The following is a 13889-nucleotide window of genomic DNA, read 5'->3' on the forward strand; positions in this document are numbered from 1 at the left end:
CCACAAGCGACGACGGCCCCGGATTACGCTGCGCTCCATCCGGGCTACAAGATCACAACTACCCAATCCATCCCGTCGCCAGCGCGTTCGCCAGTTCAGGCTGCCCGTTTCGCCGCGCCAACGCCGCCATCGCTTCATAATCATAAACGACGTGTCGGAACGTCACCTGCCAAACGCCATCAACAAGTTCGAGAATGGCATAACGCGCGTGCGGCGTGCCGGCTTCGACGATGTGCGGATACGGATGCTTGTCGCGATAACCAGGACTGCCGACGCTGCCGGGATTGACGATCAGCCGGCCGTCGCGCAGGCGCACAGCGCGGGCGAGATGGGTGTGGGCGCAGAGGATCAGCGACTGCGTGATGCCTTGTGCGAATTGCTCGATGCGGTCCAGCGGCGACAGCGCCACCGTGCCGTCGGGATGCACGGTGTCGAGCCAATAGACTTCATCGCTATTGGGCGTCGCATGGCACAGGAAGACCTGGTCGCGAAACACACGCGTCATCGGCTGCGCGCGCAGCCAGTCGAGCTGCGCGGCATTGAGCTGCGCATGGGCGGGACGATCCCACGAGCCCATCTGTTCCGGAGCGCGGTCGAGCAGATAGCGGTCGTGATTGCCGAGCACGTGCACGGCGTCGAGCGTCATCAGGATCTCGATCGTCCTGCGCGCATCGAGCGGTCCGCTCAGCATGTCGCCGAGATTGACGATGTCGGCAATGCCTTGCGCGCGGATGTCGGCGAGCACGGCTTCGAGCGCGAGATAGTTTCCGTGGACGTCGGCAATCGCGGCAAAACGCATCGTTCATCACCGTAGCCCGGATGGAGCGAAGCGAAATCCGGGGCCTTCATCGCTTGTGGCACGATCCCGGATTGCGCTGCGCTCCATCCGGGCTACGCAAACTCATGCAGGCGGCGTGCCGTTGATCGCCAGCACGTGGCCGGCCAGATAGAGCGAGCCGGTGATCAGGATGCGCGGCGGCACCTCGTAGGCGAGCTTCGCCAAGGCGCGCAGCGCAGCTTCGATGCCGGGCGCGGGCTCGACGCGCATGCCGAGGCTGCGCGCGGCGTCCGCGAGGCGGTCGACCGGCATCGCGTTCTCGGTATCAGGGATCGGCACTGCGATGATGTGACGGGTGAGACCGGCGAAATTGGCGAGAAAGCCCTGAGCATCCTTGTTGGCCATCATGCCGGCGATGACGACCAGCGGCCGCGACACCCGCTCTTCGAGATCGCCGAGCGCAGCCGCCGCGACACGGCCGCCCTCGGCATTGTGCCCGCCATCGAGCCAGATGTCCGAGCCCTGCGGCCCCCAGGAGAGCAGCTCGCCCGAGGTGATGCGCTGCATTCGTGCCGGCCATTCCGCGCCGACGATGCCAGCCTCGAACGCCGCCTGGTTGACCTTGAACGCCGGGACCGCACGCAGCGTCGCGATTGCAAGGCCGGCGTTGTCGAACTGATGACGGCCAAACAGGCGCGGCGCTGCAAGATCCATCAGGCCGCGCTCGTCGGAATAGACCAGACGTCCGCGCTCGACATTGACGTGCCAGCTTTCGTTCGCCGCAAACAACGGCGCGCGCATGCGCCTCGCCTGTGCTTCGATCACGGCCATCACCTCGCCCGCCTGCTCAGCGCAAATCACGGGTACGCCGCGCTTGATGATCGCGGCCTTCTCGCCGGCGATCGATGCCAGGGTCGCCCCAAGGAAGTCCATGTGATCCATGCTGACAGGCGTGATCACGCAGGCCGCCGGCACATCGATCACGTTGGTCGAATCGAGCCGGCCGCCGAGGCCGACTTCGAGCAGCACCACGTCGGCCGGATGCTGTGCGAACAGATGCAAGGCCGCGGCGGTCTTCAGCTCGAACAGGGTCGCAGCCTCGCCGGCATTGACGCGCTCGACCTCTTCGAGAGCGGCGCGCAATTCATCGTCACTGACGAGCACGCCGCCACCGACGCGACCCAGCCGGAAGCATTCGTTGATGCGGACGAGATAGGGCGAGGTGTAGGCGTGCACGCGCAAGCCTGCGGCCTCCAGCGTCGCGCGCAGATAAGCGAGCGTCGAACCCTTGCCATTGGTGCCGGCGATGTGGATCACCGGCGGCAGCTTGCTTTCAGGGTGGCCGAGCCGCGCGAGCAGGCGGTGCATCCGCTCGAGCCCGAGATCGATGCGTTTCTGATGCAGGGCCGACAGCCGCCCGATCAATTCGCCGAGCGGCGGCTTTGCGCTGTCAGAGGACGCGTTCACGCGTGGGGCGCGGCCGGCGCCGTCTCGGCGGCCGATACGATCTGCGCCGGGCTTGCAACCGGCTGCACCGGCTTCGATGCGCTTTCCAGCGCCGGCGCCTTGGTCAGCAGGCGGCAGAGTCGCGCCAGTGTCGGACGCAATTCGTGGCGATGCACGACCATGTCGACCATGCCGTGCTCCTTCAGATACTCGGCGCGCTGGAACCCCTCGGGGAGTTTTTCGCGGATGGTCTGCTCGATCACGCGTGCGCCGGCAAAGCCGATCAGGGCGCCGGGCTCGGCGATCTGCACGTCACCGAGCATGGCATAGGACGCAGTGACGCCGCCGGTGGTCGGATTGGTCAGCACGACGATATAGGGCAATTTGGCCTCGCGCAGCATCTGCACCGCAACGGTTGTGCGCGGCATCTGCATCAGCGACAAAATGCCTTCCTGCATCCGCGCGCCGCCGGATGCGGCGAACACGATGAACGGCGCATTCTTCTCGACCGCAAGCTCGAGCCCGCGCACGATGGCCTCGCCTGCGGCCATGCCGAGCGAGCCGCCCATGAAATCGAAATCCTGCACGGCGACGACGACGGCGGAGCCTTCGAGCTTGCCGTAGCCGACCTTGATCGCGTCGTTGAGGTTGGTGCGGGCGCGCGCATCCTTGATGCGATCGACGTACTTCTTCTCATCGCGAAACTTGAGCGGATCGGGCGTGACCTCGGGCAGCGCCACATCGAACCAGGTCTCGTTGTCGAAGATCGACTTCAACCGGGCCACCGCGCCCATGCGCATGTGGTAGTTCGAGCCGGGGATGACGAACTGGTTGGCCTCGACGTCCTTGTAGAAGACGAGCTGTCCGGAATCCGGGCACTTGATCCACAGGTTCTCCGGCGTCTCCCGCCGCAGCATGTTGCGGATCTTCGGCCGAACCACATTGGTAAGCCAGTTCATGGTTTGCTCCGATGTGCGAACCCGCCTCGCGGATCGCCTGAAGGGATATATGGCGGCCGGGCCGCTGCCCGGCAAGCCGCCGTGTCGCCCGCCCGAAAAGCGGAATTATGGCCTATTCCGCCGCCTGTTGCGCGCCCTTGACGCCCTGGGCCAGGGCCGCCGTCAATTCGGCGACGGCGTTGACGGTTTTGCCAGTCGCCCGCCCATCCGCATCGAGGCTGTTCTTGAGCACATCGACCAGCGCGGTGCCGACCACCGCACCATTGGCATGCGAGGCAATGGCGCGCGCAGCCTCCGGCGTGCGGATGCCAAAGCCGACGCAGACCGGCAGTTTTGTGTGCCGCTTGATGCGGGCAACTGCTTCGCTCACCGCCGAGGAGTCCGCGGCGGCCGCACCGGTGATGCCGGTGATCGAGACGTAATAGACGAAGCCCGAGGTGTTGGCGAGCACGGCCGGCAGACGCTTGTCATCGGTGGTCGGCGTCGCCAGACGGATGAAGTTGAGCCCGGCCTTCATCGCGGGCAGGCAGAGCTCGTCGTCCTCCTCCGGCGGCAGGTCGACGATGATGAGACCATCGACGCCGGCACTCTTGGCATCGGCCAGGAATTTATCGACGCCATAGATGTAGATCGGGTTGTAATAGCCCATCAGCACGATCGGCGTCGCGTTGTCGTCCTTGCGGAAGCCACGCACGAGGTCGAGCGTCTTCTTCAGCGTCATGCCGGCCTTGAGCGCGCGGAGCCCGGCGGCCTGGATCGACGGACCATCGGCCATCGGATCGGTGAAAGGCATGCCGATCTCGATCACGTCGGCGCCGGACTTCGGCAGCGCCTTGATGATCTCGAGCGATGTCGCCGGATCGGGGTCGCCGGCCATCAGGAAGGTCACGAAGGCCGAGCGGCCCTGCTTCGCAAGCTCGGCAAAACGGGTATCGATGCGGGAGGTCACTTGCTCTTGCCCCTGAGGATGTCGCCGACCTGCGGGACGTCCTTGTCGCCGCGGCCGGAGAGGTTGACGACCATCAGGTGATCCCGAGGCCGCTTCGGCGCGAGCTCCATCACCTTGGCGATGGCATGGGCGGGCTCGAGCGCGGGAATGATGCCTTCGAGCCGCGACAGCAGCTGGAACGCGGCCAGTGCTTCGTGATCAGTCGCGGAGAGATAGTTCACGCGGCCGATCTCGTGCAGCCAGGAATGTTCGGGGCCGATGCCGGGATAGTCGAGACCGGCCGAGATCGAATGCGCGTCCTGGATCTGGCCGTCTTCATCCATCAAGAGATAGGTGCGGTTGCCGTGGAGCACGCCGGGGCGGCCGCCCGCGATAGAGGCGGCGTGCAGCTGCGTGAGGCCATGGCCCGCGGCCTCGACGCCGAAGATCTCGACCGAGGGGTCGTCAAGGAACGGATGGAACAGGCCCATCGCGTTGGAGCCGCCGCCAATGCAGGCCACCAGCGAATCCGGCAGCCGGCCCTCGACCTCCTGCATCTGCGTCTTGGTCTCGTTGCCGATGATCGACTGGAAGTCGCGCACCAGTGTCGGATAGGGATGCGGGCCCGCCACCGTGCCGATGCAGTAGAACGTGTTGTGCACGTTGGTGACCCAGTCGCGCAGCGCCTCGTTCATGGCGTCCTTCAGCGTGCGCGTGCCCGACTGCACCGGGAATACCTTGGCGCCCAGCATCTCCATGCGGATGACGTTGGGCTGCTGCCGCTCGACGTCGACGGCGCCCATATAGACCACGCATTCCAGGCCGAAGCGCGCGCACAGCGTTGCGGTGGCGACACCGTGCTGGCCGGCGCCGGTCTCGGCGATGATGCGCTTCTTGCCCATGCGCCGCGCCAGCATGATCTGGCCGAGCACGTTGTTCACCTTGTGCGAGCCGGTGTGGTTGAGCTCCTCGCGCTTCAGGTAGATTTTCGCACCGCCAAGATGCTCGGTGAGGCGCTCGGCGAAATAGAGCGGCGAGGGCCGGCCGACATAGTTCTTGAGATAGCCGTTCATCTCGGCCTGGAACGCCGGATCGGCCTTGGCTTCGGTATAGGCCTTCTCCAGATCGAGGATCAGCGGCATCAAGGTTTCGGCGACGAAGCGGCCGCCGAAAATGCCGAAATGGCCGCGCTCGTCGGGGCCGCTGCGATAGGAATTGGGTTTGGCGACGTTCATCGGACACTCAACTCTTGGCTTGTATCTTGGCTGGCGCGCGCTGCGCGAATGAAGGCCTTGATCATCTCGGGGTCCTTGACGCCGGGGGCGCTCTCGATGCCGGAGGAGACGTCGACGCCGCTGGCGCCGGTGACGCGGAGGGCTTCGGCGACGTTGTCGGCGTGAAGCCCGCCCGAGACCATGTAGGGCAGGATCAGATCGAGATTTTCGAGCAGGTGCCAGTCGAACGGCGCGCCGAGACCGCCGGGGCGGGTTGCATCTTTCGGTGCGCGCGCATCGAACAGGATACGGTCGGCGACTGCGGCGTAGCCGGGCAGCACGGCGAGATCGGCAGATGTGGCGACCGGCACCGCCTTCATCACGGGGCGGCCGAACCGCTGCTTGATGTCGCGCAGCCGCGCCACGCTCTCCTTGCCATGGAGCTGGAGAATGTCCGGTGACAGCGCGTCCATGATATTGTCGAGCGTGGCGTCGTCGGCATCGACGGTCAGCGCGACCTTGAGCGCACGCCGCTTCACCTGGCGGCCGAGCTCGCGGCCCGCGTCCAACGACAGGTGCCGCGGCGACGGCGGAAAGAACACGAACCCCACCATGTCGGCACCCGCCTCGAGCGCCACCTCGAGCGTCTCGGGCGTAGACAGGCCGCAGATCTTGACGAGCAGGGACATGGTCTCAAAGCGAATGGAGGCCGCGGGCCTGCGGCCGGAAAACAGGGCTTTCGGTTGCGGCCGCTTCTACAACGTCGCGCGCTGCTTGTCTCGCCCGATGGGCCCGTAAAGGCCGACCCCCGAGGCGACGGGGAGGCGCTGGGACTCGGGCTTTGCTGCGGCCATTTGGGCCCGTAGATCGGCCAATTCGCCCCTGGCAGCCCGCGCATCCGCATCATTCCGGCGCGCCGCGCGCCGCCAGTGCCGCTGGCCGAGCCAGACGGCGCAGCCACCTGCCAGCACGCCCAAGGCGGCGACCAGGATCAAAAGCAGGAACAGCGGCAAGGTGACCGACAGCGACGGGTCGGACGACAGGAAGGGATCGAAGGAGACGGTGACGAAATGTCGGTTGGTTACGGCGAAGACCACCAGGAGCAGGCCCAGCGGAATCACGATCAGCGCGGTCAGGAACTTTCGCATCTCGCTTCGCTCGCCTTGAATCAAGCTTGCGGCCGCATCGTGCGCGACCGCAGGAAATCCTGACGCCGGCCTCAGTCTGCCGCGCCGGGATCCGGATGGTCGCGGTTCAACCGCTCGCGCATTTCCTTGCCGGTCTTGAAGAACGGAACGCTCTTCTGGTCGACCGGCACATGGGCGCCGGTGCGCGGATTGCGCCCGGCGCGTGCCGGGCGGTGCTTGACCGAGAAGGCACCGAAGCCGCGCAGCTCGACGCGGTCACCGCGTGCGAGGGCCGCTACGATCTCTTCGAGAATCGCATTCACAATGTTCTCGACATCCCGCTGGTACAGATGCGGGTTGTGCTCGGCGATACGCTGAACAAGTTCGGATTTGATCATCGAGAGATAGGACCCGGAAGCGTGCGGATGACCATTTCCGTGAAAATACCGTGATCTGTCAAGACGCTAAATCAAGGTTGAGCGTCGTGAAAATGCGTGACAAATGCCGAAAAAGCAGGCTGACCCGGCACTCGCCCCGCGGGAAAAACATCTGGGACTCGCCCAGTTCCCGTCAGTTTGACGCGGCCGGCTGCCACAAGGCCAGCATTCCATCCATTCCGAACCGATCGACCGCCTGTGCGACGCCGGCTTGCCCGATTTGATGCGCAATCGAGCCTAAACCCAGCGCTTCCAGCGTTACGGCGGCGGCCGTCTTGAGGAACGGCAGATCGCCGAAGCGCGGCTGGAGCTTGTAATCGCGCACGCTGAGCCCCTTCTTGACGCCCTTCTGCTCGACCAGCCAGGTCACGGCCGTCTTCTCGTCGCCGATCTGATCGATCAGCTTGAGATCGATCGCCTGGCGGCCGGTGAAGACGCGGCCATCGGCAACTTTCTCGAGCTGCGTGTCATCCATGCCACGCCGCTCCTTCACCAATCCCCTGAACCAGGCGTAGGAGTCCTTCACCAGCGCATCGAGCGCGGCGCGGGCCTCGGGGCTGGTGGGCTCGAAACCGTTGGGCGCGGCCTTCAGCGGCGACGACTTCACCTCCTCGACCTTGACGCCGATGGTCTTCAAAAGCTCGGTGACGTTCGGATACTGGAACAGCACGCCGATCGAGCCGACCAGCGAGCTCTGCTGGGCGATGATGTGGTCGCTCGCAATCGCGGTGATGTAACCGCCGGAGGCGGCAAGGCCCTCGACCACGACGACGAGCGGCTTCTTCGCCTTCAGCCGGGTGAGCGAATCGTAGAGCTGCTCGGAGCCGGCGGTGGTGCCGCCCGGCGAGTTGATGTGAACGATGACGGCCGCGGCCTGCGAATTCTCCAGCCGCTCCAGCGCCTGGGTGCGATCGGAATCGCTGCGGATCAGGCCATCGATGTGGACGCGCGCGATCGACCCGGCAGATGCGAACGTGCCGCGCGCACCTGGCGTCGCGATCAGCGCGAAGCTCGCGATCGCCGCGATCGCGATCAACGCGGCCATCACGCGCCAGAATGTCAGCTTGCGGCGGATCCTTCGGCGATCGACGATGATGTCCGAATCGAGCGACATCGGAATATCTCCAAATGAATGGCTAGACGCGTTGTGCCGTCACAGCGTGACTATCGGCTTATCTGGATACATCAATTGCGGCGCAATTTGAAGAAAACAAGGCTGTGACCGCGGCAGGTGCGTAGCCCGGATGGAGCGCAGCGAAATCCGGGACAGTCCGTCCGTGAGGCAACGACCCCGGATTACGCTTGCGCTCCATCCGGGCTACAAGCGTAACAAAAAAGCCCCGGCTCGCGCCGGGGCTTTGATGTCAGCGAAACCTGCGTTTCGCTTACTTGTTGTCGCGGTTCTTGAGCGCGGTGCCCAAGATGTCGCCGAGCGTCGCACCCGAATCGGAGGAGCCGTACTGCGCGATGGCCTCCTTCTCTTCGGCGACTTCGAGCGCCTTGATCGACACCTGGACCTTGCGGGCCTTCTTGTCGAACTGGATCACGCGGGCGTCGACCTTCTCGCCGACGGCAAAGCGTTCGGCACGCTGGTCGTTGCGGTCACGGGCGAGTTCGGAGCGCTTGATGAAGGTCGAGAAGTCGGTACCGGCGATCTTCACCTCGATGCCGCTCTCCTTCACTTCGAGCACTTCGCAGGTCACGACCGCGCCCTTCTTGACATCGCCCGGCTCGGCGAAGGGGTCGCCTTCGAGCTGCTTGATGCCGAGCGAGATGCGCTCCTTCTCGACGTCCACATCGAGCACCACGGCCTTCACCATGTCGCCCTTCTTGTAGTTGTCGATCACCTGCTCGCCCGGAAGCTTCCAGTCGAGATCGGAGAGGTGGACCATGCCGTCGACGTCGCCTTCGAGGCCCAGGAACAGACCGAACTCGGTCTTGTTCTTGACCTCGCCCTCGACCACCGAACCGGTCGGGTGACCTTCGACGAAGACCTCCCAGGGGTTGCGCATGGTCTGCTTGAGGCCGAGCGAGATGCGGCGCTTGACGGAATCGACTTCCAGCACCTGCACATCGACTTCCTGCGAGGTCGAGACGATCTTGCCGGGGTGCATGTTCTTCTTGGTCCACGACATCTCGGAGACGTGGATCAGACCTTCGATGCCCGGCTCGAGCTCGACGAACGCGCCGTAGTCGGTGATGTTGGTGACGCGGCCGGTGAAGCGGGCACCCAGCGGGTACTTGGCTTCGATGCCCTGCCACGGATCGTCCAAGAGCTGCTTCATGCCCAGCGAGATGCGATGCGTCTCGTGGTTGATCTTGATGATCTTGACCTTCACGGTCTGGCCGATCGAGAGCACCTCGGTCGGGTGGTTGACGCGGCGCCAGGCGATGTCGGTGACGTGCAGGAGGCCGTCGATACCGCCGAGATCAACGAACGCACCGTAATCGGTGATGTTCTTGACCACGCCGTCGATGACCTGACCCTCTTCGAGGTTCTGCACCAACTCCTGGCGCTGCTCGGCGCGGGTCTCTTCCAGCACCGTGCGGCGCGACACGACGATGTTGCCGCGGCGGCGGTCCATCTTGAGGATCTGGAACGGCTGCGAGTTGTTCATCAGCGGCGCGACGTCGCGGATCGGACGGATGTCGACCTGCGAGCGCGGCAGGAAGGCCACGGCACCGTCGAGGTCGACGGTGAAGCCGCCCTTGACCTGGTTGAAGATGACGCCGTTGACCTTCTCGTTGTTCTGGAACGCCTTCTCGAGCTTGCCCCAGCTCTCTTCGCGGCGCGCCTTGTCGCGCGACAACACGGCTTCGCCGAGGGCGTTCTCGATGCGATCGAGGAACACTTCCACCTCGTCGCCGACCTTGAGGTCGCTGTCACGGCCGGGGCCGGAAAATTCGCGCAGGGCCACGCGGCCCTCGGTCTTCAGGCCGACGTCGATGACGGCCATGTCCTTTTCAATTGCAACCACCTTGCCCTTGACGACGGAGCTTTCCTGCAGGTTGCCACCTGCGAAGGACTCATCGAGCATCGCGGCGAAATCGTCGCGCGAGGGGCTATAGGTATCAGCAGAAGTCGAAGCCATTTGTTCTCCAGTTGCGGATGTCTTGCCGGCCGTTGGGTTCATGGGCGCATCGCACACGCAGTGTCGGAAGGTCCGCAAGACCTTCGAGCGACCGCTCGCTGCTCCGGCTCGGCGCCGGAACTGCGGAAGCGGGCCGGCTGAGGCCCGCGCGTTCGATACGTGGAATCGTTGTCCGGGGCCTGGATCGCGCCGGTCCCATCAGGGACCGAAGGTTATCGACCTCAAAGAGCGGGAGCGGGCGCTTCCTCCAATGACGGCTGCGGCTTAACCCCGCGACCGGCCCGCTCGGACGGCCTCGATAATGTCGATGGCGGCCCGGACGCCGCCTTCTATATCCAGTTGGGAGTTATCAAGCAAGTGAGCATCCGGGGCCGGTTTTAAAGGCGCAATCAGCCGGTTCTTGTCGCGCTCGTCGCGCTGGACGATGTCGGCGAGCACGGCCGCCTCGTCCGCCTCCTCCCCCCGCGCCCTCGCCTCCATGGTCCGGCGATGGGCGCGGACCTTGGGATCGGCGACGACGAAAATCTTCACGTCGGCATGGGGGCAGATCACGGTTCCAATGTCCCGGCCATCGAGCACGGCCCCGGGCGGATCAGCGGCGAATTGCCGCTGGAAATTGACCAGGGCCTCGCGGACCCCAGGGATCGCCGAGACGATGGAGGCCCCCTCGCCGACCTTCTGGGTCTTCAGGGCGGGATTGCCGAACTTTTCGGGGTCGAGCTCCAGCGCCGCCGCGACCGCCGCGGCTTCATCGCGGAGATCGTGACCGGACTGCATCAGCTCGTAAGCCACCGCACGATAGATTACGCCGGTATCGAGATGACGATAACCGTAATGGTGGGCGAGGCGCTTGCCGAGCGTCCCCTTGCCGGAGGCCGCGGGCCCGTCGATGGCGATGATCATGAAAACTCGGCCCCTAGCGAACGCATCATCGGAATGAAATCCGGGAAACTGGTGGCGATGAAGGCGGTGTCGTCGACGCTCACCGGCTGGTCGGACGCGCAACCCATCACCAGCGCGGACATCGCGATGCGATGGTCCATATGGGTGGCAACAACGCCGCCGCCGGGCAGGTGACCGCGGCCTTCGACGATCAGATCGTTACCGGAGACCTCGACCTTCACGCCGTTGACGCGGAGCATGGCAGCCGTGGCTTCCAGCCGATCGGATTCCTTGACGCGCAGCTCTTGCAGGCCGCGCATGATCGTCGTGCCTTCGGCGAAGGCGGCTGCGACCGCCAGCACCAGATATTCGTCGATCATCGACGGCGCGCGCTCCGGCGGCACCTCGACACCGCGCAGTTTCGAGGCGCGCACGCGCAATTGCGCCATCGGCTCGCCGGCATCGCGACGGACGTCGTTTTCCTCGATCGAAGCGCCCATTTCGCGGAGCGTGGTGAACAGGCCGGTGCGCAGCGGATTGGTCATGACATCCGACAGCACGACATCGGAGCCCTCGGCGATCAGCGCCGCAACGACCGGGAAAGCCGCCGAGGAGGGGTCGGCGGGCACGACGACGGTGGCACCGTGCAGCTCAGGCTGGCCGACCAGCGTGATGCGGCGGCCGTGCTGGCCTTCCTGCACCGATGTGATGTCGGCACCGAAATGCTTCAGCATCAGCTCGGTGTGGTCGCGACTCGCCTCGCTCTCAATCACCGTGGTGGTGCCCGGCGCAGCCAGGCCCGCCAGCAGCACGGCCGATTTGATCTGGGCCGAGGCGACCGGGGTCTTGTAGGTGATCGGGAGCGGATCGCGCGCGCCCTGGAGGGTCAGCGGCAGACGGCCGCCCTCGCCGCCTGATACGACCCTGGCGCCCATCTGTTCGAGCGGGTCGAGGATCCGGCGCATCGGGCGGCTGCGCAGCGAGGCGTCGCCGTCGAACACCGCCGAGATCGGGCACCCCGCAACGGCGCCCATGACCAGGCGGCAGCCGGTGCCGGAGTTGCCGAAATCCAGCGCCCCCTTGGGCTGGGCGAAGCCGCCGACACCGACGCCGTTCACCGTCCACGCGAAATCGCCGGTGCGCGCGACCCTGGCGCCCAGCGCCTGCATCGATTTGGCGGTGTTGAGGACGTCTTCGCCCTCGAGCAGGCCCGAAATCTTGGTCTCGCCGACCGCGAGCGCACCCAGGATCAGGGCACGGTGGGAGATCGACTTATCGCCGGGCACCCGTACTTTCCCGGTCAGGGGGCCGCTGGCGCGAGACTGGAGCGGCCTCGGTTGGTCGGAATGGGTCAAGATTGTGTCCTTGGATGCCTTGAAGGCTGGGCCGCAGGTACCACATGGTCCGCGCCCCGTCACGGGCATGTCGTTCTTCCGTAATGCGCTATTGACAGCGGGCCGCCAACTAGCCAAGTGAAGCACCGCTTTTCAGACATTCCCAGGATTCCTGCCGTGGCCAAGTCCGAACTCGGAACCAAACGTATTTGCCCGACCACGGGCAAGAAATTCTATGACCTCAACAAGAATCCGGTGATCTCGCCTTATACCGGCGAGGTGGTGCCGATCGCCCCCATCGCTCCCGCACGTGCGTCCCGCGGCACTGAAGCCCGCAGCATGGCCCAGGACACCGCGCCGGAGCCGGCAGAGGCCGAGGAGTTGGTGTCGCTCGAGGAGGCCGATGCCGAGGAGAACACCGGCAAGGTCAAGGCCGTCGTGCCCGAATCGGAGGACGATATCGAGGTCGACGAGACCCTCGACGACGACGATGACGATGATTCGACCTTCATTGCCGACGAGGAAGAGGGCGATGAGGACGTGACCGACATCATTGGTGATGTCGGAGGTGATGAAGAGACTTGAGATCAGTCCTGATCTGTGAAAAAGGGTGCACCGCGCGAGTCGCCTAGGGCTCGCCGGTTGGGGTGATCCACCAGATTCACCCTGTCTGAGGTTAAGGGGCCATAGCTCAGCTGGGAGAGCGCTTGCATGGCATGCAAGAGGTCGGCGGTTCGATCCCGCCTGGCTCCACCAGCCTTCGCTCGCTTCGCGAGCTTCGGCTGGGCAAGCCTAGGGAAGTCCCTCGTAGCGAAGTGAGCGAAGGCTGCCCCGCCATAGCCCGAAGGGCGGCGGCGGACTCTATCCGCGATCACCACCACGGCAACATCCTAGGCATGTCTTGAAGCTGCTATCCTACCCTCCAGGGAGGAAGCGCGATGAAGTACGTCTATATTCTCGAAAGTCTCGATTCCGAGCACTTCTACGTCGGCATCACCGACGATCTACGGGCGCGTCTGGCAAAGCATAACGCCGACGAGGTGCCTCACACGTCGAAATACGGGCCTGGCGAATACGAACTTATTTCGCGTTCGATGACGCCGCACGCGCTGTCGCATTCGAACGATACTTGAAATCTGGCTCGGGGCGCGCGTTCGCGAAGAAGCACTTCTAGTCGCTCTAACTGCCCCTACTCCCCGATCACCGCATTAAGCCTATCCCGCAGCGCGACGATCTCGTCCTTCATCGCGACCAGTTCCGGCACCGAGCAGTCCGACGCCGCCAGAATCGATTCCGGCACGCTGCGCGCCTTGTCTTTCAGCGCGTAGCCCTGCGGCGTCAGGGCGATCAGCACCTGACGCTCGTCCTCGCTCGAGCGGGTGCGTTTGACGAGATGGGCGGCCTCGAGCCGCTTGAGCAGCGGTGTCAACGTGCCCGAATCCAGGAACAGCTTCTCGCCGATGTCCTTCACCGGCACGTCGTCGCGCTCCCACAGCACCAGCATCACCAGATATTGCGGATAGGTCAGGCCGAGCCGCTCGAGCAGCGGCTTGTAGACGCGGTTGAAGGCATGCGCGGCCGAATAGACCGCGAAGCAGATCTGGTTGTCGAGCCGCAGCGGCGCGTCCGCTGCCGATGGTTTCCGGGCCATGGCGAATCTCACGGGATTTGCCCCGCATTGTGGGGCCGGGC

General features: G+C 64.8%; 14 protein-coding genes, 1 tRNA gene and 1 pseudogene. 3 read left to right on the plus strand and 13 right to left on the minus strand.

Annotation, left to right across the window (positions count from 1 at the left end; genetic code table 11):
* Positions 1-58 precede the first annotated feature (58 nt).
* The 12 genes from LRP30_RS44300 to aroA form a co-directional block, all read right to left on the minus strand.
* Positions 59-799 carry a metallophosphoesterase family protein gene (locus tag LRP30_RS44300; RefSeq protein ID WP_249758897.1) on the minus strand — a complete coding sequence of 247 codons (741 nt, stop codon included), beginning with the start codon at positions 797-799 and terminating at the stop codon, positions 59-61.
* 102 nt (positions 800-901) lie between these two features.
* Positions 902-2245 carry a folylpolyglutamate synthase/dihydrofolate synthase family protein gene (locus tag LRP30_RS44305; RefSeq protein WP_249758898.1) on the minus strand — a complete coding sequence of 448 codons (1344 nt, stop codon included), beginning with the start codon at positions 2243-2245 and terminating at the stop codon, positions 902-904.
* Positions 2242-3183: an acetyl-CoA carboxylase, carboxyltransferase subunit beta gene (accD, locus tag LRP30_RS44310; RefSeq protein WP_091882310.1), complete on the minus strand. Its 942-nt coding sequence runs from the start codon at positions 3181-3183 to the stop codon at positions 2242-2244. The genes LRP30_RS44305 and accD overlap by 4 nt, the downstream gene beginning before the upstream one ends.
* Positions 3184-3295: 112 nt before the next feature.
* Positions 3296-4132: a tryptophan synthase subunit alpha gene (gene trpA, locus LRP30_RS44315; protein ID WP_249758899.1), complete on the minus strand. Its 837-nt coding sequence runs from the start codon at positions 4130-4132 to the stop codon at positions 3296-3298.
* A complete protein-coding gene (gene trpB, locus LRP30_RS44320; RefSeq protein WP_249758900.1) occupies positions 4129-5346 on the minus strand; it encodes a tryptophan synthase subunit beta in 1218 nt (405 codons plus the stop codon). Before trpB ends, trpA begins: the two co-directional genes overlap by 4 nt.
* Positions 5343-6014 (minus strand): phosphoribosylanthranilate isomerase, encoded by a 672-nt coding sequence (locus LRP30_RS44325; protein ID WP_128955778.1) that lies wholly within the window; start codon positions 6012-6014, stop codon positions 5343-5345. Before LRP30_RS44325 ends, trpB begins: the two co-directional genes overlap by 4 nt.
* Positions 6015-6080: 66 nt before the next feature.
* The gene (locus LRP30_RS44330; protein ID WP_128930424.1) at positions 6081-6473 is read right to left on the minus strand and encodes a lipopolysaccharide assembly protein LapA domain-containing protein; all 393 of its coding nucleotides are present in this window, start codon (positions 6471-6473) and stop codon (positions 6081-6083) included.
* 71 nt (positions 6474-6544) lie between these two features.
* Entirely contained in the window at positions 6545-6850 is a 306-nt protein-coding gene (locus LRP30_RS44335) for an integration host factor subunit beta (RefSeq protein WP_008539997.1), read from the minus strand.
* Between the two features lie 172 nt (positions 6851-7022).
* Positions 7023-8003, minus strand: coding sequence for a signal peptide peptidase SppA (sppA, locus tag LRP30_RS44340; RefSeq protein WP_249758901.1), 981 nt, complete (start codon positions 8001-8003; stop codon positions 7023-7025).
* Positions 8004-8274: 271 nt separating this feature from the next.
* Positions 8275-9981 carry a 30S ribosomal protein S1 gene (rpsA, locus tag LRP30_RS44345; protein ID WP_164934835.1) on the minus strand — a complete coding sequence of 569 codons (1707 nt, stop codon included), beginning with the start codon at positions 9979-9981 and terminating at the stop codon, positions 8275-8277.
* A 264-nt stretch (positions 9982-10245) separates the two neighbouring features.
* Positions 10246-10884 carry a (d)CMP kinase gene (cmk, locus tag LRP30_RS44350; RefSeq protein WP_128930426.1) on the minus strand — a complete coding sequence of 213 codons (639 nt, stop codon included), beginning with the start codon at positions 10882-10884 and terminating at the stop codon, positions 10246-10248.
* A complete protein-coding gene (gene aroA, locus LRP30_RS44355; protein ID WP_249758902.1) occupies positions 10881-12218 on the minus strand; it encodes a 3-phosphoshikimate 1-carboxyvinyltransferase in 1338 nt (445 codons plus the stop codon). The genes cmk and aroA overlap by 4 nt, the downstream gene beginning before the upstream one ends.
* Positions 12219-12374: 156 nt before the next feature.
* On the opposite strand from aroA, the gene LRP30_RS44360 reads away from it, so the two are divergent.
* The 3 genes and pseudogenes from LRP30_RS44360 (at position 12375) to LRP30_RS44370 (ending at position 13371) form a co-directional block, all read left to right on the plus strand.
* Positions 12375-12782, plus strand: coding sequence for a TIGR02300 family protein (locus LRP30_RS44360; protein ID WP_128930428.1), 408 nt, complete (start codon positions 12375-12377; stop codon positions 12780-12782).
* 95 nt (positions 12783-12877) lie between these two features.
* Positions 12878-12953: transfer RNA gene (locus LRP30_RS44365), tRNA-Ala, on the plus strand.
* 182 nt (positions 12954-13135) lie between these two features.
* A pseudogene (locus LRP30_RS44370) lies at positions 13136-13371 on the plus strand (GIY-YIG nuclease family protein).
* A 15-nt stretch (positions 13372-13386) separates the two neighbouring features.
* Here LRP30_RS44370 and LRP30_RS44375 read toward each other — a convergent pair.
* Positions 13387-13848, minus strand: a complete 462-nt coding sequence (locus LRP30_RS44375) for a MarR family transcriptional regulator (RefSeq protein ID WP_249758903.1) — start codon at positions 13846-13848, stop codon at positions 13387-13389.
* Positions 13849-13889: the final 41 nt, after the last annotated feature.

Origin of the sequence: Bradyrhizobium sp. C-145 (assembly GCF_023375135.1) — a bacterium.
Lineage (GTDB): Bacteria > Pseudomonadota > Alphaproteobacteria > Rhizobiales > Xanthobacteraceae > Bradyrhizobium > Bradyrhizobium zhanjiangense.

Coding starts and splice junctions, on each gene's coding strand:
- LRP30_RS44325 (WP_128955778.1), bottom strand. CDS start 6,014: ATGTCCCTGCTCGTCAAGATCTGCGGCCTGTCTACGCCCGAGACGCTC.
- sppA (WP_249758901.1), bottom strand. CDS start 8,003: ATGTCGCTCGATTCGGACATCATCGTCGATCGCCGAAGGATCCGCCGC.
- LRP30_RS44335 (WP_008539997.1), bottom strand. CDS start 6,850: ATGATCAAATCCGAACTTGTTCAGCGTATCGCCGAGCACAACCCGCAT.
- LRP30_RS44375 (WP_249758903.1), bottom strand. CDS start 13,848: ATGGCCCGGAAACCATCGGCAGCGGACGCGCCGCTGCGGCTCGACAAC.
- accD (WP_091882310.1), bottom strand. CDS start 3,183: ATGAACTGGCTTACCAATGTGGTTCGGCCGAAGATCCGCAACATGCTG.
- rpsA (WP_164934835.1), bottom strand. CDS start 9,981: ATGGCTTCGACTTCTGCTGATACCTATAGCCCCTCGCGCGACGATTTC.
- cmk (WP_128930426.1), bottom strand. CDS start 10,884: ATGATCATCGCCATCGACGGGCCCGCGGCCTCCGGCAAGGGGACGCTC.
- LRP30_RS44300 (WP_249758897.1), bottom strand. CDS start 799: ATGCGTTTTGCCGCGATTGCCGACGTCCACGGAAACTATCTCGCGCTC.
- trpB (WP_249758900.1), bottom strand. CDS start 5,346: ATGAACGTCGCCAAACCCAATTCCTATCGCAGCGGCCCCGACGAGCGC.
- LRP30_RS44330 (WP_128930424.1), bottom strand. CDS start 6,473: ATGCGAAAGTTCCTGACCGCGCTGATCGTGATTCCGCTGGGCCTGCTC.